Source organism: uncultured Veillonella sp. (assembly GCF_963522475.1).
Taxonomy (GTDB): domain Bacteria; phylum Bacillota; class Negativicutes; order Veillonellales; family Veillonellaceae; genus Veillonella.
The window spans coordinates 136713-156326 of sequence record NZ_CAUQYW010000002.1; the positions used below are offsets into that span (position 1 = coordinate 136713).

At 37.5% G+C, this 19614-nt stretch carries 16 protein-coding genes, 1 other RNA gene and 1 other annotated feature; all 17 genes read left to right on the top strand.

All coding sequences use genetic code 11. The features are described 5' to 3' along the window. The first annotated feature begins 111 nt into the window (after positions 1 to 111). The 17 genes from RWP19_RS01995 to pcrA all read left to right on the top strand — a co-directional run bounded on the left by RWP19_RS01995 (position 112) and on the right by pcrA (position 19608). Positions 112 to 1065 (top strand): bile acid:sodium symporter family protein, encoded by a 954-nt coding sequence (locus tag RWP19_RS01995; protein WP_295208522.1) that lies wholly within the window; start codon positions 112 to 114, stop codon positions 1063 to 1065. Between the two features lie 158 nt (positions 1066 to 1223). Further along, positions 1224 to 1429 (top strand) — a binding site (T-box leader). A gap of 50 nt (positions 1430 to 1479) precedes the next feature. Further along, a complete protein-coding gene (gene cysS / locus RWP19_RS02000) occupies positions 1480 to 2928 on the top strand; it encodes a cysteine--tRNA ligase (protein ID WP_295208525.1) in 1449 nt (482 codons plus the stop codon). After that, positions 2918 to 3394 (top strand): Mini-ribonuclease 3, encoded by a 477-nt coding sequence (locus tag RWP19_RS02005; RefSeq protein WP_295208527.1) that lies wholly within the window; start codon positions 2918 to 2920, stop codon positions 3392 to 3394. Before cysS ends, RWP19_RS02005 begins: the two co-directional genes overlap by 11 nt. 1 nt (position 3395) lies before the next feature. Next, on the top strand, positions 3396 to 4127 hold the full coding sequence (gene rlmB, locus RWP19_RS02010; RefSeq protein ID WP_295208529.1) for a 23S rRNA (guanosine(2251)-2'-O)-methyltransferase RlmB: 732 nt from the start codon (positions 3396 to 3398) through the stop codon (positions 4125 to 4127). A gap of 2 nt (positions 4128 to 4129) precedes the next feature. Continuing rightward, entirely contained in the window at positions 4130 to 4663 is a 534-nt protein-coding gene (locus tag RWP19_RS02015; RefSeq protein ID WP_314356267.1) for an NYN domain-containing protein, read from the top strand. Between the two features lie 72 nt (positions 4664 to 4735). After that, entirely contained in the window at positions 4736 to 5410 is a 675-nt protein-coding gene (sigH, locus tag RWP19_RS02020; protein ID WP_295259509.1) for an RNA polymerase sporulation sigma factor SigH, read from the top strand. Positions 5411 to 5415: 5 nt separating this feature from the next. After that, a complete protein-coding gene (gene secG, locus RWP19_RS02025; RefSeq protein WP_105086005.1) occupies positions 5416 to 5652 on the top strand; it encodes a preprotein translocase subunit SecG in 237 nt (78 codons plus the stop codon). A gap of 56 nt (positions 5653 to 5708) precedes the next feature. After that, entirely contained in the window at positions 5709 to 8072 is a 2364-nt protein-coding gene (rnr, locus tag RWP19_RS02030) for a ribonuclease R (protein WP_314356268.1), read from the top strand. A gap of 8 nt (positions 8073 to 8080) precedes the next feature. Next, positions 8081 to 8551: an SsrA-binding protein SmpB gene (gene smpB / locus RWP19_RS02035; protein ID WP_004697155.1), complete on the top strand. Its 471-nt coding sequence runs from the start codon at positions 8081 to 8083 to the stop codon at positions 8549 to 8551. Between the two features lie 152 nt (positions 8552 to 8703). Beyond that, positions 8704 to 9204 (top strand): hypothetical protein, encoded by a 501-nt coding sequence (locus RWP19_RS02040; protein WP_314356269.1) that lies wholly within the window; start codon positions 8704 to 8706, stop codon positions 9202 to 9204. Continuing rightward, the gene (locus RWP19_RS02045) at positions 9204 to 9932 is read left to right on the top strand and encodes a 6-carboxyhexanoate--CoA ligase (RefSeq protein WP_314356270.1); all 729 of its coding nucleotides are present in this window, start codon (positions 9204 to 9206) and stop codon (positions 9930 to 9932) included. Before RWP19_RS02040 ends, RWP19_RS02045 begins: the two co-directional genes overlap by 1 nt. Positions 9933 to 9936: 4 nt before the next feature. Beyond that, positions 9937 to 11094 (top strand): 8-amino-7-oxononanoate synthase, encoded by a 1158-nt coding sequence (gene bioF / locus RWP19_RS02050; protein WP_314356271.1) that lies wholly within the window; start codon positions 9937 to 9939, stop codon positions 11092 to 11094. Between the two features lie 79 nt (positions 11095 to 11173). Further along, positions 11174 to 11515: a transfer-messenger RNA gene (gene ssrA, locus RWP19_RS02055) on the top strand. 376 nt (positions 11516 to 11891) lie between these two features. Further along, the gene (locus tag RWP19_RS02060; RefSeq protein ID WP_314356272.1) at positions 11892 to 13019 is read left to right on the top strand and encodes an efflux RND transporter periplasmic adaptor subunit; all 1128 of its coding nucleotides are present in this window, start codon (positions 11892 to 11894) and stop codon (positions 13017 to 13019) included. Positions 13020 to 13033: 14 nt separating this feature from the next. Further along, entirely contained in the window at positions 13034 to 16216 is a 3183-nt protein-coding gene (locus tag RWP19_RS02065) for a multidrug efflux RND transporter permease subunit (RefSeq protein ID WP_314356273.1), read from the top strand. 156 nt (positions 16217 to 16372) lie between these two features. Next, on the top strand, positions 16373 to 17314 hold the full coding sequence (locus tag RWP19_RS02070; RefSeq protein WP_314356274.1) for a manganese-dependent inorganic pyrophosphatase: 942 nt from the start codon (positions 16373 to 16375) through the stop codon (positions 17312 to 17314). A gap of 104 nt (positions 17315 to 17418) precedes the next feature. Next, complete coding sequence (gene pcrA, locus RWP19_RS02075; protein ID WP_314356275.1) at positions 17419 to 19608, top strand: DNA helicase PcrA; 2190 nt, start codon at positions 17419 to 17421, stop codon at positions 19606 to 19608. Positions 19609 to 19614: the final 6 nt, after the last annotated feature.

The window sequence follows — 19614 nt, forward strand, 5'->3', positions numbered from 1 at the left end:
TCTCATAGCTGTTGTTATGAGAGCTTTTTTATGTATATTGAGATTATTCTATAGAAATGCTATAATAATCGGCGTCTTTTATTTTTATTTATTATGAAAGTGAGTTCTTTTATGAGTATTATTCGTTCTCTTAACCATTTATTCAATAGCTATCTTTCCTGGATTGTGCTATTAATGGCGGTATTGGCGTATTTATTACCAACTGTATTTTCTTGGATGACGCCATACATTGCGTACATGCTTCAATTTGTTATGTTTGCTATGGGTTTAACATTAACAGCTAAAGTATTCTTTGATGTATTTAAGCAACCAATGAAGGTTATTTTAGTATCTGTAATTCAATTCTTATGGATGCCATTAGCAGGTTTCTTGGTTGCCATAATCTTTAATTTTCCTCCAGAAATTGGTATTGGTTTTATCTTGTTAGGTGCATGTCCAGGTGGTACAGCGTCTAATGTAATGACATTCCTTGCAAATGGTAATGTTCCCTTGTCTGTATCTGCAACAACTGTGTCTACATTGTTGGCACCAATTTTAACACCTTTATTCGTTGTGTTATATGCAGGGGCTACATCTTCCATTGAAATTCAATTTATGCCGATGTTTATTTCTATTGTAAAAATCGTATTGGTACCAATTATCTTGGGTATCGTTTTGAATTACTTCATCGGTTCTAAGATTGAACCTGTTAAGTCTGTATGCCCAACAATCGCGGCTATTGCTGTATTGTTAATTTTGGCTGCTGTTACTGCAGTGAACCAAAAACAAATTGCTGAAAATGGTTTTATCATCTTCGTAGCTTGCTTAGTACAAAATGTGAGTGGTTACGTAGTAACGTACTTTGTATGTAAAGCTCTTAGCATCGATGTTTCTTCTCGTCGTGCAATGCAAATTGAAGTGGCAATGCAAAATTCTGCATTATCAGTCTCTTTAGCACTTAAACACTTTACTCCTCAAGCGGCTGTAGCTGGAGCAGTGTTCTCTATCATTCATAACTTTACAGGCTCTATCTTTGCAGGTATTTGCCGTAAACATGATGATCAAGAAAAATTGGAAAATGCTTAATAGTTAATTCCTCATCCTCATCTTTTAAATTCTATATCCAAATTACGCATGTTTAGTAGGCTAATTGGATATATTGAGAGATGAGGATTTTCTTGTTCTCATTGACATTCTATAGGATAGTTGATACAATATTTCTATATCTAAAGATAGATTTAATAGTAATAGCTGAGACTGAAAGAAGTACTCTACAACTAACTTTTTAGCGAGAACCGACGGTGAGAGGGTTTAAGTATAGGTAGACGAAATGCATTCATGAGCTGACATTCTGATTATAGGTAGGTTTGTCCGGTGACGCGCCGTTATGCGATGAGTGGGTACCATCTTGGTGCCTAACAGAGTGGAACCGCGGACCATCGTCTCTGTATGAGATGAGGGGTCTTTTTTTATTTTATGAAGATGGAGGCATCGGTAACGATGAGAGAAATTACAGTTTATAATACTATGACGCGCCAAAAAGAAGTGTTCAATCCTGTAACACCAGGTGAGGCAAAGATGTACGTATGTGGTGTTACACCATATAACCATCCTCACATTGGCAATGCACGTCCATTCGTAACTTGGGACGTAATTCGTCGCTATATGAAACATGTAGGCTATAAAGTAACATATGTACAAAACTTTACTGATGTAGATGATAAAATTATCAATACATCCAATGGTGAAGGTGTATCTTGGGATACTATTGCTAATCGTTATATCGATAGCTATTTCGAAGTAATGGATGCCCTTGGTGTACAACGTGCTGATATTTATCCACGTGTTTCTACACATATTGAAGATATTATTGCTATGATCTCTACATTGATTGAAAATGGCTATGCCTATGAACTAGATGGTGATGTATATTATAGTGTTGATAAATTTGAACATTATGGCGAGTTATCTGGTCGTACCTTAGATGATATGGAAGCAGGTGCTCGTATCGAAGTTGATGGTCGTAAGAAAAATCCTATGGACTTCGCATTATGGAAAGCAGCGAAACCTGGTGAACCTTACTGGGAAAGTCCTTGGGGTAACGGTCGACCAGGCTGGCACATTGAATGTTCTGCAATGAGCCAAAAATATTTAGGTACAGAATTTGATTTTCATGGTGGTGGTAGTGATTTGATTTTCCCTCATCACGAAAATGAAATTGCACAATCTGAAGGTTGTTCTGGCCAACATCCATCTGTACGCTATTGGTTACACAATGGTTTTATTACCATTAATTCTGAAAAAATGTCTAAATCCTTGAATAACTTCTTCTTGGTAAAAGATATCTTGGAACAATATAGCCCAGATGCGTTACGCTACTTCTTGTTAAGTACACATTATCGTAGTCCATTAGATTTCTCTGATGAACGTTTAGAAGAAGCAAATAAATCCTTAGAACGTTTAAGTACTGCTATTGAAAATCTTTTATATCTTGAAAACTGTGAATCAGGACCATGTGATGAAGCTCAACATTTACTAGAAAAAGCTAAAGAATATGAAGAAGAATTCGAAGTAGCTATGAGCGATGACTTCAATACTGCTTTAGCTACATCTAGCATGTTTGGTCTTGCTAAAGAAATCAACATTTATTATCAAACTGTGACAGGTCGTGAAGGTGTTGTTTGTCAAGAAGCAATCGCTGAAGTAAAACGTATTTTCAAGTTTATGACAGAGGTTATTGGTATTCTCGAAAAAGCATGGGAAGGTAACACAGGTGCTAACGCTGCCGAATATGAAGAGTTAATGCAAGTTATCTTGTCTGTACGTCAAGCGTGTCGTGATCAAAAACAATGGGCGCTAGCTGATTGTATCCGTGATCGTTTAGCTGAAATTGGTATTACAATAGAGGATTCCCCTCAAGGCGCACGGTGGAAAAAACGTGAAGTTTAAACAATTTCAATTTCTAAAGAATGAAGCGATAAAAAAGTTGACGGCTCTTGAAGAAGAGCCGCTTCGTTTGCGTAAACGAACTATAGAGGAATGTCTTAGTACAGATGCAGTTATGCTTGCTTATATTGGTGATGCAGTATACTCCATGTATGTGCGTGAACGAGTAGTACAAATGAATATAACGAAGGTACAAGTGCTGCACACCATTGTTACTGAGTTTATTTGTGCTAAGTCACAAGCGAAGGTATTGCTAGAAATAGAGAATACTTTTACAGAACAAGAACAAGCTATTGCACGACGTGCTAGAAATAGTAATGTAAATGTACCAAAAAGCAGTTCTGTTCATGAATATCGTAGTAGTACGGCCTTTGAAGCAGTACTAGGATTTCTTTATGAAACACGTCAAGATGAACGCTTACAAGAGGTTATGAAGCAAGCCTTTTCAATAACTCTACGAGGTATGTAGTATGGATAATTATATTGTAGGTCGCAATGCGGTTAAAGAGGCCTTAAGAAGTGGTCGTTCTATTCAACGCATTATGGTCAGTGAAGATAAGGTTAAAACCAGTCTAGCTGATATTGTTGGTCTTGCTAAATCTCAAGGTATTGAAGTACGTCCAACGCCTATCAAACAAATGAATAAATATGATTTGGAGGTACCACACCAAGGTGTTATTGCTCTTGTTTCTGCTGTTCAATTTAAAGAACTAGGTGAAGTACTACAAGAGACGAATCATGAAGTACCGCTGCTTATTTTAACGGATGGCGTTGAAGACCCACATAATATGGGAGCTATCATCCGTACTGCGGAGTGTGTGGGTGCTACGGCTGTTCTCATTCCTAAGCGTCACAATGCTCCTATTAATGCTACAGTTGCTAAAACATCAGCTGGTGCTATTGAACAAATTCCACTAGTGCAAGTTGGAAATGTGGCACAAACCATAAAACAACTCCAAAAACAGGGTTTTTGGGTGATGGGTGCTCATATGGAAGGGGATCGTACTCTTTATGAGGCGGATATGACAATTCCTACCGTTATCGTTATAGGTAACGAAGGAAAGGGGATTAGTCGCGTTGTGAAAGAAGCTTGTGATTTTCTCATTACTATTCCTATGTATGGGAATTTAAATTCTTTAAATGCATCTGTGGCGGCTGCGGTTCTTATGTATGAAGCGGTACGTCAGCGCCAAGCGAAATAATTATGCTAAAAGATATCTTAATTGTAGACGGATATAATGTGATATTTGCCTGGACTCATCTAAAGAAGCTGGCTCATGAATCATTAGAACACGCTCGTATGGAACTTAGAGACAGATTGTTAAATTACGGAAAATTCAAGGGCTATGAAGTTATCCTTGTGTTTGATGGTAAATATACAAAATCTGGTGGTTCTGTAGAGGCTATTACGAGCGGATTTCTTGAAGTATATACTGAGGATGGGGAAACAGCGGATTCCTTTATTGAACGGGAGGTATTTTTGCGGAAAGGCAAATATACCAATGTATATGTTGTAACCTCTGACGGGGCTGAACAAAATCAAATTCTTGGTTCTGGAGGCTTACGGATTCCAGCTCGAGAATTACAAAATATGATTCGTATGGCTAAGGAAGAGGAACGACTGCAATACGCTCATGAACATAGACGAGATCAATTTAGTTTGCGACGTAATGAGGTAGGAGGCTTATTATCTCCTGAAGTAGCTGAAAAGCTTGAAAAATTACGCCGTGGCTATTGATAGTTGAAAATCACATATAGTTCCAGTATAATGAATATATTGGTTTTTCTGCTCAATTGTAAGGAGGAGCATATGATTACAATTCATACACGCAAGTCCGATTACAATTTCAAAGAAATGACCGATGAGCAAGTTGTGGTCATAGCTCAAGAAGAGCAAAATGAGTTTGCAATCGATTATATTGTTAATAAATATAAAAACTTTGTTCGTGCAAAGGCACGTTCTTATTTTTTAGTAGGGGCCGATCGTGAGGATATCATTCAAGAAGGAATGATTGGCCTATATAAGGCTACGCGGGATTTTAAACATGATAAATTAGCGTCCTTTAGAGCTTTTGCTGAACTTTGTATAACTAGACAAATTATTACGGCTATTAAGTCGGCTACTAGACAAAAACATGCGCCTTTAAATTCCTATGTATCGTTAAATAAACCTGTTTATACAGAGGAATCAGAGCGTACGTTGATCGAGATGCTATCCTCGGCAAAGGTTACCAATCCTGAGGATCTTATTATCAGCCAAGAGGAATTGGATGATATTGAGCGCAATATTGGTCATATTTTAAGTGAACTCGAATGGGAGGTCTTGGAAGGATATCTAGATGGACGTTCTTATCAAGAAATGGCTGAGGTCACAGATCGCAGTGTCAAATCTATAGACAATGCGTTACAAAGGGTTAAACGTAAATTAGAGAAGTATTTAGAACATCGGGTTTTGGATTCTCCAAGAACCACACAGGAAGGATGACAGTCGTGACAAATTTCTTAATGATTGTAGAACTTATTGTATCTATTTTATTAATCGTAGTAGTTGTTGCACAAGAGAGTAAAAACGCAGGCATGGGTGGTGCTGTATCGGGTGCGGCTGACTCTTCTTTTGGTGGTAAGCAACGTGGTTTGGACGCTTTCTTATCTAAATGTACGATTATATTGGGGATTATCTTTGCTGTGTTAAGCTTAGTGTTAGGGGCAATGATTAATCAATTCTAATGATGAAAGCCTGCTTTGCAGGCTTTTTCTTTTTTACAGAATAAGGAGGTGAAGATTTGAAGAAGAAAGTATTAGACTTTTATAAATCTATACAACCACATGCATATCATATTGAAGATGCTGCTATGGATAATCATATTCGAGGTGGTAAAGATCTTGAAATGTTTATTCGTTCTGCTAAGATGCTTGCTCGAGAAGGAGTATTAACATCTTCGCGACCTGATGTATATCAATATGTAGAGCAACAACATGAAGAATATGAAGGTATTTATAAGGGCTATCGTAAGTCTTTTGGCTTTGTTATTATGCCAGAAGATGAAGATATTTACGTAGCAGAGCAAAATAAAGGTACTGCTATGCATAATGACAAGGTTCGTGTTCGTGTTATACCTTCTAACTATACAAAACATAAACGAGAAGGTGTCATAGTTGATGTTATTGAACGGGCTAATGAAACCGTAGTGGGTACTTATGACCGACAACAACACTTTGGCTTTGTTATCCCTGATGATGAGCGAATTGGGACTGATATCTTTGTAGATTTAAAAAATACATTAGATGCTCGTAGTGGCGCAAAGGTATTAGTGAAAATTACTAAATGGCCTGAAGGCGATAAAAAGCCAGAAGGTGTTATTACTGAAATTCTTGGTTATAAGGGCGATGTAGGTCTTGATATTAACTGCATCATGGCTAATCATAAGATTCCATTTAATTTCCCCGATGATGTTATCAAAGCGAGCAAGAAAATTGATACCCTTATTCATGAAGACCCTGCCCGTTGGGATCTTCGTGACTTACAAATGGTTACTATCGATGGGGAGGATGCAAAAGATTTAGACGATGCTGTGAGTGGCCGAAAATTACCAAATGGTAATTATGAGTTAGGTGTACATATTGCAGATGTGAGTCATTATGTAGTATCCGGACAGGCCATTGATAATGAGGCCTATAAACGCGGTACATCTGTGTATTTAGTAGATCGTGTAGTACCGATGTTACCTGAGATCCTATCTAACGGTATTTGTAGTTTAAATGCTCATGAAGACCGTTATGCTATGACGTGTATGATGGAAATAGATAAAGATGGTAAGGTTGTAAATTATCGTATTCGCCCATCTATTATCCATGTAGGACGTCGTTGTAGTTATAAAGAGGTCTATAAAGCATTAGAGGAAAATATTATTCCTGATGACTTACAAGACTTTATGTCTATGCTGTATGATTTGGCAGAAATCTCTAAGATTTTGAATCGCATGCGTCGTCGTAGAGGTGCTTTAGATTTTGATTTCCCTGAATATAAAGTATTACTCGATCATGATGGTACACCGTTACGTATTGTAAAACGAGATCGAACCATGGCGGAACGACTTATCGAAGAATGTATGCTCATTGCCAATGAAATAGTGGCTACACACTTAAAGAATACACACCGTACATCGGTATATCGTATTCACGAGAACCCAAGTGAAGAGAAATTGGATTTATTTCAGAAGGTATTAAATTACTTGGGGCAAAATCTCGTCCTTAGTACTGATGGTGTAACACCAAGAGATTTTCAAAAAATCTTAGATGTAGTAAAGGGCCAAGATATTGAGCAAGTAGCTCAAATTATGACCTTGCGTTCTATGCAACAGGCTAAATATAGTACCATCAATGTGGGGCACTTTGGCTTGGCATCTACATGTTACACCCATTTCACATCTCCTATTAGACGATATCCAGACTTAATGGTTCATCGCCTTTTAAAGGCGGATATGCATTGGAAAAATGGCTATTCTAAACGCGATATAGACGAATCATTCTTAGCGGGAGCTGTTGAACATTCCTCTATGCAAGAACAAGTTGCTACAGAGGCCGAACGAGATACAGTAGATCTTAAGAAGACACAATATATGGTTCCATTTGTAGGGGAAGTTTTTGAAGGAACTATTTCTAGCATTACATCCTTTGGTATGTTTGTAGAATTAGAAAATGGTATCGATGGTCTTGTGCATATGAGCATGATGAATGATGATTACTATTTCTTCGATGAAGAACATTTTGTGCTTGTAGGAAAGAGAACCGGTAAAACTTATCGCTTAGGTGAAACGGTAACTGTTACCTTAGTAAAAGCCGATGTAGAAAAGAAACAGATTGATTTTGTACTAGGTGAAGTTAATAACTTAATGGCTATTCAAGAACAATTGCTCAGTGGTTCTGACTATGCAACTACTTGCGATGGTTTTGGTAGTCGTAGAAGTCGTAAATCTTCTGATAAATCTAGTAAAAAGTATTCTCGGCGTGATAGCAGTAAATCTGGTCGTTCTAGATATGATACTTTCAGTAAAAAATCTAGTAAAGGAAAATCAAGTCGTAAGAAGTCTAATAAAACGACTAAGCACAGTCAATCTAAGAAATATAAAAGTAAACGTAAACGATAGAGGTATATATGGCAAAACAATCTAGTCCATCTCTTATTGCTGATAATCGTAAGGCCCGTCATGATTTTAATATTCATGAAACCTATGAAGCTGGTATTGCTTTAACAGGTACTGAAATTAAATCGATACGCCAAGGTAAATTAAACTTAAAGGATAGCTTTTGTCGGATTGATAAAGGTGAGCTTTTGTTGTATGGTGTTCATATCAGCCCATATGAACAGGGCAATCGTTTTAATCATGAACCTGAACGGACTCGTAAACTATTGATGCATAAATCTGAAATCAATAAATTACATGCACAAGTTAAGGAAAAAGGTTTCTCTTTAGTACCGCTTAATTTCCATTTTAGTCATGGTTATGTTAAGGTGACCGTGGGCCTTGTAACTGGTAAAAAGTTATACGATAAGCGTCAAGATATGGCCGAACGTGATGCTAAGCGAGATATTGCAAAGCGTCTCAAAGAGCAACAAAAATATTAAGATAAAAAGATCGAGTCATAGTGACTCGATTTTTTTGTAATGCTTGTCAACTTAGTTTTGAGTTTTTAGTTGATAAATGAGTATATAAAATTTATAATGTAAACAAAGAGTCGTGTTTGTAGTTGACATTTTCTGAGTAGAGGAGAAATATCATGAATCAGAATATTCGGTACATTACTGAGGTTGCTATTTTAACGGCTATGATTACTGCATTAGGTGCTATTAAAATACCTAATATCATTCCCGGTATAGAGTTTCAACTGTCAGCTCCGTTGGCGGTAGCCATATGTGCTGTATTCGGATTTAAGAAATATATTATTAGCGGATGTCTATCTAGTTTAATCGGCTTAGCACTAGGCACTCAAACGATTTTAAATGTTATGATTGCTATGCAATTTCGTCTTATTGTAGGTTTAATCCTTTGGATGTGTCATAATCATATGATCGGTATTATGATTTCTGGTCCTATTGCATCTGCATTAGCCCGATTGACCTTGTCTGTATATATTGGTAAGGCTGCATTACCTATGGTTGCATTAGCGGTGCCTGGTATGATTTTTACAGTTATTATGGCGCCTGTATTTGTGAAAGTATTCCGTAAAATTCACAGTCAAGCACATCAAAATAATATAATAAAAGGTAAGGTATCATAATGAGTGAATTATATAGTGTACGCATGCGTGCAGCACAAGGTGGTCCCCATGAAAAAGGGGGCCATCATATTTCTGGGGCGGAGCGTATTGTAAAAATAGAAGATGTGGGCGCTATAGCTCAATCACTAGCAGAACGTGCTCTACATCATAGCAAAGGAACAGCTGATTTTATCAATATTACAGTAGATTTAATTCCATCGGAGAAGATTACATACATAGACTGTCTAAAGGTAGAGGAACATAAAACTAGTAGTATTTCTGAATCCCATCAATTGGCGACTAAACTTTTACAAGGTCCTAATATTAGTGAGGTAACTGTTTATAAAGCTATATCTTTATTAAAAAGTTTAGATAAATCTATGCGCGGCGCTATGTTAGTGGATGCCATTACTGGCGAGCGCTTAGATACAGGTGACCGCGGAGTACGTGTTAGTCATATGGACTCCTTTGAATCTCATACATTAGGTGATAATGAACATATGAGAGAGGCTTTAGTATTAGCTTCAAAAGTTCAATCAGCAGATGGTATTGTTGGCGAATTATGTTGGTCTGATGATCCAGACTATACAGTAGGTTATGTTGCTTGTAATGGTGTATACCATCGCCTTCCTAATATGAAAGAATTTGGATCAGATATAGGGGGCCGCGTTTTCTTTGTACGCTCTGATATAGATAGTGAAAGTGTAATAACATATTTGGAGAAATCTCCAGTACTTGTTCAGCGGTGATAAAATGTATGAATTTTTTAAAGATCAATTAGACTCAAAGGTACAGAACCATAATCTACGAACCTTAACAGAATACAGCCCTATTGATGCAGTACGAGTAAAACGAGATGATAAAGAATATTTGATGATGGCTTCAAATAATTATCTGGGCTTAACTTTTGATTCTCGTGTAATAGAAGGGGCCCTGAAAGGGGCTAAACAATATGGAACAGGATCTGGTGGATCACGCCTTGTATCTGGTACGTTTCCATTATTTACAGAGCTTGAAAAAGAATTAGCAAAATTTAAAAATACTGAAAAAGCGCTCGTATTTAATACCGGTTATATGGCCAATGTAGGAACTATTTCTGCTATAGCGGATAAGAATACTATTATTTTTAGCGATGCTCTAAATCATGCGAGTATTATAGATGGTTGTAGATTGAGTAGAGGGGCCGTAAAGGCTTACAGCCATTGTGATGTAGATGAATTAAAGTACTTATTCAAACAAGCAGATCGAAATGCACGCAAGCTTATCGTCACAGATGGTGTATTTAGCATGGATGGGGATATTGCACCATTAGATAAACTATATGAATTAAGTCGTGACTATAATGCATTACTCATGGTAGACGATGCTCATGCAACAGGAACTATCGGCAATGGTCATGGTACAGCGGCTTATTTTAATCTAGAAAAAGAAATCGATATTCAACTGGGAACATTGAGTAAATCATTAGGATCTGTTGGTGGTTATGTAGCTGCAAATAGCACTATCATAGATTATCTCGTTAATACGAGTCGTAGCTTTATATTCTCCACCGCATTATCTCCTGCTGATATAGGGGCGTCCCTAGCTGCATTACAGGTTCTTGAGACAGATGGATCTGTTTTACGGCGTTTACAAGAAAATGTAAACTATATGGCAGATCAATTGATTTCTATGGGAATTGATGCTACTAATGAAACGCCAATTTTCCCAATTTTAATAGGCCGTAATGAAGATACACTTGCCGTATCTGATTATCTATATGAGGCTGGCATTATAGGCACCGCTATTCGTCCGCCTACAGTACCTGTTGGTGAAAGCAGAATTCGCTTGACCGTTACAGCTGCTCATAATAGAGAACAAATAGATTATGTATGTCATACATTGCATAAAGCAATACAGAAAATAAAGTAAATCAGAATATTGGTTTAGTGGAGTTTCGACTGAATTGACAGTACTAGTAAATAGGCTTATAATTATGAGACTGACGCACGGGGATGTAAAGGTTTCGACAGGGGTGCGTGTGGTATAGATAGCGAGTCGGCGTTCCATGAGGCCGTTAAACGGTGGGAAAACATTTAAACGCAGAAGAAAATTTTGCATTAGCTGCATAAGCTACGTCCCTCATACTTGTGCCTACCAAGTGTGAATGGACGTCAAACCGTAGGCTGGCTTAATTCAGTTGTTCATATGAATTAGGTGAGACAATATGAACTGGGGTTGTGTAGCTTGTCTGTGAGCGGTAGCAACTTGAGACTTAAATCATAGACTGTTCTCGGAGAAGTCTATATGGCAACACTTTTGGACAGGGGTTCGACTCCCCTCATCTCCACCAATATTCAAGCTAAAGCTAGAAGATACGTAAATACTGAACAAATACAGTAGCTACCTAGTCTTCTAGCTTTTTTTAGTGTTCGCATATGTTCGCTTAAATTCGCATTTATTCGGTTGAAATTTCCCCTTTATTTCCCCACAGAATATTTCACCGTAAATTGGAGGAGATTGTACACGAAAAATATTAAATGTCAATGATTTTTATCGTTTTTTTTGTATACAATGGATGTGAATTTATATAGATTTTATCTATGTTTTAGAACATTGGTGAGGTATCGAAAAAATTGACTTTGTCTATAGAATCCTGTAAAATATATAAAGATAATTATGCAATTATGAGCTATAAATGATTAGTGTAGTGTAAAGGAGTACATATAATGAAGTCCCGTTATTCTCGTATGTTAGCGGCTCTTGTTGTATCCGCTGTAATGATTGCTGGTTGTGGCAGTAATCAGCAGCAAGCAGGCGACGTGAGTGTCAATGCATACAAAATTACTGCAAGTGATGCACAGGTAAATCAAACCTATGCTGGTACTGTAGTTGCAGAAAACTCTGTAGCTGTACATGCTCGTGTATCAGGTTATGTAGTTGAAAAATATGTTAAAGGTGGAGAACAAGTTGTAGCTGGTCAACCATTATATCGTATTGATTCTCGTCAATACGAAGCTAGTCTTGCTAATGCAGAAGCGCAAGCGGTTCAGGCTAATGCGACTTATAAAAATGCTGAAGTAGATCTTAATCGTTATGAAACTTTAGCTCAACAAGATGCTATTGCGCAACAACGCGTAGATACGCAACGCAGTACTGCAGAACAAGCTAAGGCAGCTTATGAGGCTTATCAAGCATCCGTAAAAATTGCTCAAGACAACTTGGGTGACACAATTGTATATGCTCCATATTCTGGTACATTACGTATGGATGATATCGATCTAGGGACATTTGTTCAAGCTGGCTCCACTACTTTAGTTACGATTGACTCCATTGATCCAATTTTTGTTGAATTTAGCATGACAGAACAAGAATATCTTGACTTCATGAAAAATCCAACTGGTGATGACTCTAGTGGTCCAAATATTCAATTAAAACTTGCTGATGGTGATACTTATAACCAATTTGGTTCCATTGTTCAAGCCGCAAAGAGTCTTGATCAATCAACAGGTAAGCTTGTGTTAAAAGCTTCTTTCCCAAATCCAGATCATTTATTGTTACCGAATATGTTTGCCACAGTAATTTCTCCTGGTCAAAAATTAAAAAATGCTATTCTTGTTCCTAGTCGCGCTATTCTTCAAATTATGGATAAAAACTTTATCTTTGTTGTAAATGCTGACGGAGTAGTAGAACAAAAAAGTGTTGAAGTTGGCGGTACAAGTGGTAGCGATACAATTATTAAAGCCGGTTTAGCACCTGGAGACACAATCATCGTTGATGGATTAACTAAGGTTAAAAATGGTGCGAAGGTTAATGCTAAATTGCTTTCAAAAGAACAATTAAAAGCTACAAAATAGAAGGGGGCTAGATCGTGTCGAAATTTTTTATTAATCGACCTATCTTTGCCATTGTAATAGCCATTGTTATTACTTTGGTAGGTCTCATTTCTATGATGAACCTCCCGGTAGCTCGATATCCACAAATTTCTCCACCTACAGTTCGTGTAAACACTGCCTATACTGGTGCAACAGCTCAAGTAGTAAATGATACGGTAGCTAGTGTTATTGAAACACAAATCGTAGGTGTACAAGATATGGACTATATGACATCTAGTAGCTCAAGTAATGGTAGCTACTCTTTGACTGTTCAGTTCAATCAAGGCACAGATGCCGATATGGATACGGTTAATACTCAAAACCGTGTTCAAGCAGCACTTGCACAATTGCCTGCAGAGGTACAAGCAGTTGGTGTTACAACTACTAAATCATCTGGTGATATGGCTATGGTATTCTCCTTGAACTCACCTGATGGTACTTATGATTCTACATTCTTAAAGAACTATGGTACCAACTATATGATGGATGCTATTAAAGCCATTAAGGGTGTTGGTTCTGTACAAGAGTTCGGTTCCGACTATGCTATGCGCATTTGGTTAGATCCTGCAAAAATGCAAAACCTCGGTGTTACTATTTCTGAAGTGACAGCAGCTATTAAGGGGCAAAACTTACAGGCTGCGGCAGGTACAGTTGGTCAAAATCCTACTAATGGGGAACAAGCATTCCAATATCCTATCAAAATTGAAGGTCGTCTTGTGACGCCTGAACAATTTGGCAATATTGCTATTAAAAGTTCTAATGGTAAGGTATTGCATCTAAAAGATGTTGCTCGTATTCAAATTGGTGCTAAAGGATATGACTTTAATGCTAAGTCCGCTCATAAAGAGGTAGCAGGTTTCGCTATTTCTTTACAAAATGATGCTAATGCATTAGAAACTATTGCAAATGTTAAGAAGGTACTAGATGAACAATCTAAATCTTTCCCACCAGATATGCAATATAATGTGGTTGTAGATAATACTAAATTCGTAAGTGCATCTATCAATGAGGTAGAGCATACCTTTGTAGAAGCATTGTTACTCGTTCTTATCGTAGTATATGTGTTCCTACAATCTTGGAGATCTACGATTATTCCTATGATTGCTGTTCCAGTATCCTTGTTAGGTACATTTGGTGCTTTCGTATTGCTTGATTTCTCCATCAATACATTAACATTATTCGCCATGGTATTGGCTATAGGTCTCGTTGTTGACGACGCTATCGTTGTAGTAGAGGCGGTAGAGTATGAATTGAAATATAATGGCTTACCTCCGAAAGAGGCAGCTATTAAAGCGATGGAAAATGTACAAGGTCCTGTAATTGGTATTGCTTTCGTATTGGTCGCAGTATTCGTACCAGTAGCCTTCATGGGTGGTATGACAGGTATCTTATATAAACAATTTGCATTAACAATTGCTGTGTCTGTTATTATTTCTGCAATTATCGCTCTTGTGTTAACACCAGCATTATGTGCTACAATGTTAAAACCGCATACGCCTAAAGAGCGTGAAGATTGGTTACATCGTCAATTAAATAAATTTAATGCAGGTCTAGAACGTTTCAGTAATTGGTATGGAATTCAATTGGCTCGTTTAAGCCATCGTTTGAGCTTGACAGTTATTGTACTTTTAATTTTCGCAGGTGGTACTGGTTTAGTATTCCACTTCTTACCAACATCCTTTGTACCTGCAGAGGATAGCGGTTACTACATGATTGCTGTTAATGAGCCACCTGGTGCTACATCAGAACGTACCATGGCTACACTTGAAAAAATAGCATCTTTCTTGGAAGGTAAAAATGATCCTGAAAAACCTAAGGATGAACAATTATTCCAAGAGGTATTTACTGTAGCAGACTTTGACCTTTTAGGGAATGGTCAAAAATCTAGTGCTGGTGTAATCTTTGCTACTATGTCTGACTGGAAGTATCGTACAACTCAAGCAACATCTATTAATGCATTGGTTGGTCAAACATTTGGCTTTGCTGCTAAAGGAGTACCTGAAGCAACTGTAGTTGCTTTGAATCCACCATCTATTCCAGGTTTAGGGGCTACAGGTGGTTTCAGCATGTACATTATTAACAAAGCTGGTGACAGTCCACAAGTTATGGCGGAACGTGCTAATGAATTCTTAGCAGAAGCCCGTAAGAGTCCAGCCATTCAATCTATTTACACTACCTTCGATACATCTACACCATCCTTACAATTTGATGTGAATCGTGAAAAAGCGGCTCAAGATGGTGTGGCATTAGCTGATATTTTTACTACATTACAAGGTTTCTATGGTAGTATTCAAGTTAATGACTTTACTACATACGGAAAAAACTACAAAGTAGTAGTTCAAGCTGAAGATGCTTATCGTCAAAATGCGGATCAGCTTAATATGCTAGCTGTTCGTAATAGCAAGGGCCTTATGGTTCCAGTTTCTAACTATATTCAGAAGGAACAAACAGGTACACCATCTAGTATTACTCGTTTTGATAATGCAATGGCTGTACAAATCGGTGGTTCTCAAGCAAATGGTTACTCCTCTGGTGATGCAATTAACGCCTTGAAAGAGGCAGCAGCTAAAACATTGCCTGCAGGTTATTCTTATGACTGGGCAGGTCAATCTCGTGAAGAGTTAAAAGCTGGTTCCCAAACTATGATGATTCTTGGGTTAGGCCTAGTATTTGTATTCTTAATCTTGGCTGCTTTGTATGAATCTTGGAAGGTTCCATTTGCCGTGTTATTCTCTGTACCATCTGGTATGATTGGAGCTTCTTTAGTTCCATTCTTGTTGAACTTTACAGGTAGATATTCCTTAGCTAATGATATTTACATGCAGATCGGTCTTTTGACACTTGTTGGTTTGGCCGCAAAAAATGCGATTCTTATCATCGAGTATGCTAAGATTCGTGTTGATGAACGTGGCATGAACGTTGTTGATGCCGCTATCGAAGCTGCAAAAATTCGTTTGCGTCCAATCTTGATGACATCTTTTGCGTTTATCCTTGGTGTATTGCCATTGGCAGTATCTAGCGGTGCTGGTTCTGGTGCACGTACATCCATGGGGATTACTGTAGTAGCAGGGATGACAACAGCAACATTATTTGGTATCTTTATCATTCCAATGTTGTTCATCATCATTGAAACACTTGGCCCTGGTTTGTTAACAAATCGTAAAAAAGACCATGAATAATTTTCTATATTAGCTATTAATATAGACAGATAAAAAACACGTCATTACTAAGTAGTGGCGTGTTTTTTTGTATATTTTATGATATAATAATAGAGTTAAAAATCGGATTGACTTTGGTCAATATAAATGTGAAATTAAAAATTAAAGAGGTATATTATGAGTGATGTAAAAACATATGTAGCAGGTCATAAAAGCCCTGATACAGATTCTATTTGTTCTGCTTATTCCTTTGCTAATTTCTTAACACAAATGGGTACACCCGCAACTCCAGTATGTGCAGGTGAAGCAAATAAAGAAACAACATATGTATTGAATCATTTTGGTTTTGAACACCCTCAAATCGTTAAGAATTGGGAAGAATTCGCTCCAGAAGGCGGCAACTTGTACTTAACTGACCACAACGAATCTAAACAAATCATTGATGGTTACAAATCCATGAATATGTGTGGCGTTGTGGATCATCACCGCATCGGTGACTTTGAAACTGATGGTCCTGTATTTATGCGTTTAGAACCAGTAGGTTGTTCCAATACAATTATTACTAAATTGTACATTGAAAACAATCAAAAAATCCCTAAATCTATTGCAGGCTTGATGTTGTCCGCTATTATTTCTGATACTGTTTTATTCCGTTCTCCAACATGTACTGAAACAGATAAAGAAATGGCTCATAAATTGGCAGAAATCGCTGGTGTAGATATCGAGTCCTATGGCCTTGATATGTTAAAAGCTGGTGCAGATATTTCTGATTTGACTAATGACGATATCGTTCGTACAGACATGAAAGAATTCTCCGAAGCAGGTAAAACAATTTCTATTGGTCAAATTTCTGTTATGGATACAACAGATGTATTGGCTAAACAAGCTGAACTTGTAGCTGCGCTAGAAGCTCTTCGGAGCGCTAATAACTACAATGCATCTTACATCATGGTTACAAATATTCTTGATGAAAGTACTACATTGTTATTCAGTGGCGATGTTGAAGCTGTAGTAACAAAAGCATTTGAAAAAGAAGTTAAAGACAATGGTGTATTCTTGCCAAATACTATGTCTCGTAAAAAACAAATCGTACCACCAATTCTTGGTGCTATGAAATAGTATAGTAGTATACAAAGGGAAAAGAACGTTGCTTGCAACGTTCTTCTTCTCTATTTACATGATTATCAAATTATAGTATATGTAAGGGCGATAGGGGTGTTCCGATGAATTCATTACTAACAGGTTTAAATAAAGAGCAGCAACAAGCCGTTCAGCATACGGAAGGCCCTTTATTGATTTTAGCTGGTGCTGGATCTGGTAAAACAAAGGTGTTAACCGTTCGTATTGCACATTTGTTGGCACAAGGTGTTAATCCTTATGAAATTTTAGCCATTACTTTTACCAATAAAGCGGCTAAAGAGATGAAAAGTCGTGTAGAAGGTTTAGTAGGTGATATAGCTAATCGTATTTGGCTTAGCACATTCCATAGCTTTTGTGCGAAATTCTTGCGTTTTGAATTAGATAACTTCTTAGGTTATAACAGTAACTTTACAATCTATGATACATCTGACTCACAAGCAGTTATTAAGGCTGCTTTAAAAGCATTAAACCTCGACGATAAATACTATCCTGTAGGTGCTATGATTGGTGCCATATCTGATGCAAAAAATAAATTGTTATTTGCCTCAGATTTTAGAAAGCAAGCGAAAGATTTTTATCAACAAAAGGTTGCTGATGTATATGAGTATTATGAACGGGAATTGCGTAAAAATAATGCCTTAGATTTTGATGATCTTTTATTGGTGGCTGTAAAGTTATTACAATCTAATGAAGCTGTACTAGATAAATATAGTAAGCGTTTTCGTTATGTTATGATCGACGAATATCAAGATACGAACCATGCTCAATATTTATTGGCTAAATTATTAGCCTCTCATTGGAAAAATATTGCCGTTGTAGGTGATGCTGATCAAAGTATCTACGCATGGCGTGGCGCAGATATTCAAAATATCTTGGACTTTGAAAAGGATTATCCAAACTGCACATCTATCAAGTTGGAACAAAACTACCGTTCTACAAAGATTATTCTTGATGCAGCCAATGCAGTAATTGAAAATAACGAAGGTCGTCCTAAGAAAAATTTATGGACAGATAAGACAGAAGGGGATAAAATTCAACATTTTACGGCTCAATCTGAACATGAAGAAGCTGCTTTCATCGGAGATACCATCGCTAAAAAGCACGATGTTCATGGTGTACCTTATGGTGATATGGCTATTTTGTACCGTACAAATGCTCAATCTCGTGTACTTGAAGAAGCACTGATTAAGAGAGCATTGCCTTATACTATGGTAGGGGGCACAAAGTTCTACGATCGTAAAGAAATTAAGGACGTTTTGGCATATCTACGTGTGTTATATAATCCATTCGATGATTTGAGTTTATTGCGCATCATCAATGTACCTAAGCGTAGTATTGGTGCTACTACAGTGGCAAAACTACAAGATTATGCTCGCGCAAATGGCACATCCTTGTTTATGACATTAACACAGTTGCATCTAGTAGATACGATTAAAGGTAAGACAAAGGAAAAGTTAGAGGAATTTGGTATCCTTATCTTTACTCTTGTAGCTGAAATGGAAGATAAAACTGTGCTTGATATCTTAGAATCTATTCTCGATAGAACCGGCTACTTAGCACAATTAGAAGAAAGTACAGATCCACAAGATCAGGCTCGCGCTGAGAATATCGGTGAACTTTTATCTGTCGCTAAAGACTTTCAAGATACAAATCCAACTGGTACAGTGGAAGACTTCTTGGAACAAGTAGCACTTGTAAATGATGTTGATTCTTTCGAGCAAGAAGAGTCTAAAGTTACATTGATGACATTACATGCTGCGAAAGGTTTGGAATTCCCTATTGTATTCTTAGGTGGCTTGGAGGAAGGTTTATTCCCGCATAGCCGCACCTTGATGAACCCTGAGGAAATTGAAGAGGAACGCCGCCTTGCTTATGTAGGTATTACTCGTGCTGAAAAGGAATTATATATTTCTAATGCCACTACGCGTACCGTATTTGGACGCACTAGTAGCTATTTACCATCTCGTTTTATCGATGAAATTCCAGAAGAGCTGGTAGATGGTTTGCGTGCTAAGCGTAAAGTACCTGATGATATTAAGCGCCATGTACCGCAACATATGAGTGTTACCAGTCGCCCTGTAACAAAACCAATTGTTCGCAATGAAGTGATTGCCGATTGGAAAGTAGGTGACACAGCCATTCATAGTAAATGGGGCAATGGTAAAGTCATCAATGTTGCCGGTGAAGGGGCTGGTATGAAGCTAACTATTGAATTCCCCACACAAGGTGTACGTGTGGTAATGGCCAAATTTGCACCTGTAAAAAAAGGCTAAATGTTT

What these genes read in the sequence shown, in the direction of transcription:
- RWP19_RS02070 (WP_314356274.1), top strand. Translation starts at nt 16,373, where the DNA reads ATGAGTGATGTAAAAACATATGTAGCAGGTCATAAAAGCCCTGATACA.
- RWP19_RS01995 (WP_295208522.1), top strand. Translation starts at nt 112, where the DNA reads ATGAGTATTATTCGTTCTCTTAACCATTTATTCAATAGCTATCTTTCC.
- smpB (WP_004697155.1), top strand. Translation starts at nt 8,081, where the DNA reads ATGGCAAAACAATCTAGTCCATCTCTTATTGCTGATAATCGTAAGGCC.
- cysS (WP_295208525.1), top strand. Translation starts at nt 1,480, where the DNA reads ATGAGAGAAATTACAGTTTATAATACTATGACGCGCCAAAAAGAAGTG.
- bioF (WP_314356271.1), top strand. Translation starts at nt 9,937, where the DNA reads ATGTATGAATTTTTTAAAGATCAATTAGACTCAAAGGTACAGAACCAT.
- pcrA (WP_314356275.1), top strand. Translation starts at nt 17,419, where the DNA reads ATGAATTCATTACTAACAGGTTTAAATAAAGAGCAGCAACAAGCCGTT.
- RWP19_RS02045 (WP_314356270.1), top strand. Translation starts at nt 9,204, where the DNA reads ATGAGTGAATTATATAGTGTACGCATGCGTGCAGCACAAGGTGGTCCC.
- RWP19_RS02060 (WP_314356272.1), top strand. Translation starts at nt 11,892, where the DNA reads ATGAAGTCCCGTTATTCTCGTATGTTAGCGGCTCTTGTTGTATCCGCT.
- rlmB (WP_295208529.1), top strand. Translation starts at nt 3,396, where the DNA reads ATGGATAATTATATTGTAGGTCGCAATGCGGTTAAAGAGGCCTTAAGA.
- RWP19_RS02015 (WP_314356267.1), top strand. Translation starts at nt 4,130, where the DNA reads ATGCTAAAAGATATCTTAATTGTAGACGGATATAATGTGATATTTGCC.
- RWP19_RS02040 (WP_314356269.1), top strand. Translation starts at nt 8,704, where the DNA reads ATGAATCAGAATATTCGGTACATTACTGAGGTTGCTATTTTAACGGCT.
- sigH (WP_295259509.1), top strand. Translation starts at nt 4,736, where the DNA reads ATGATTACAATTCATACACGCAAGTCCGATTACAATTTCAAAGAAATG.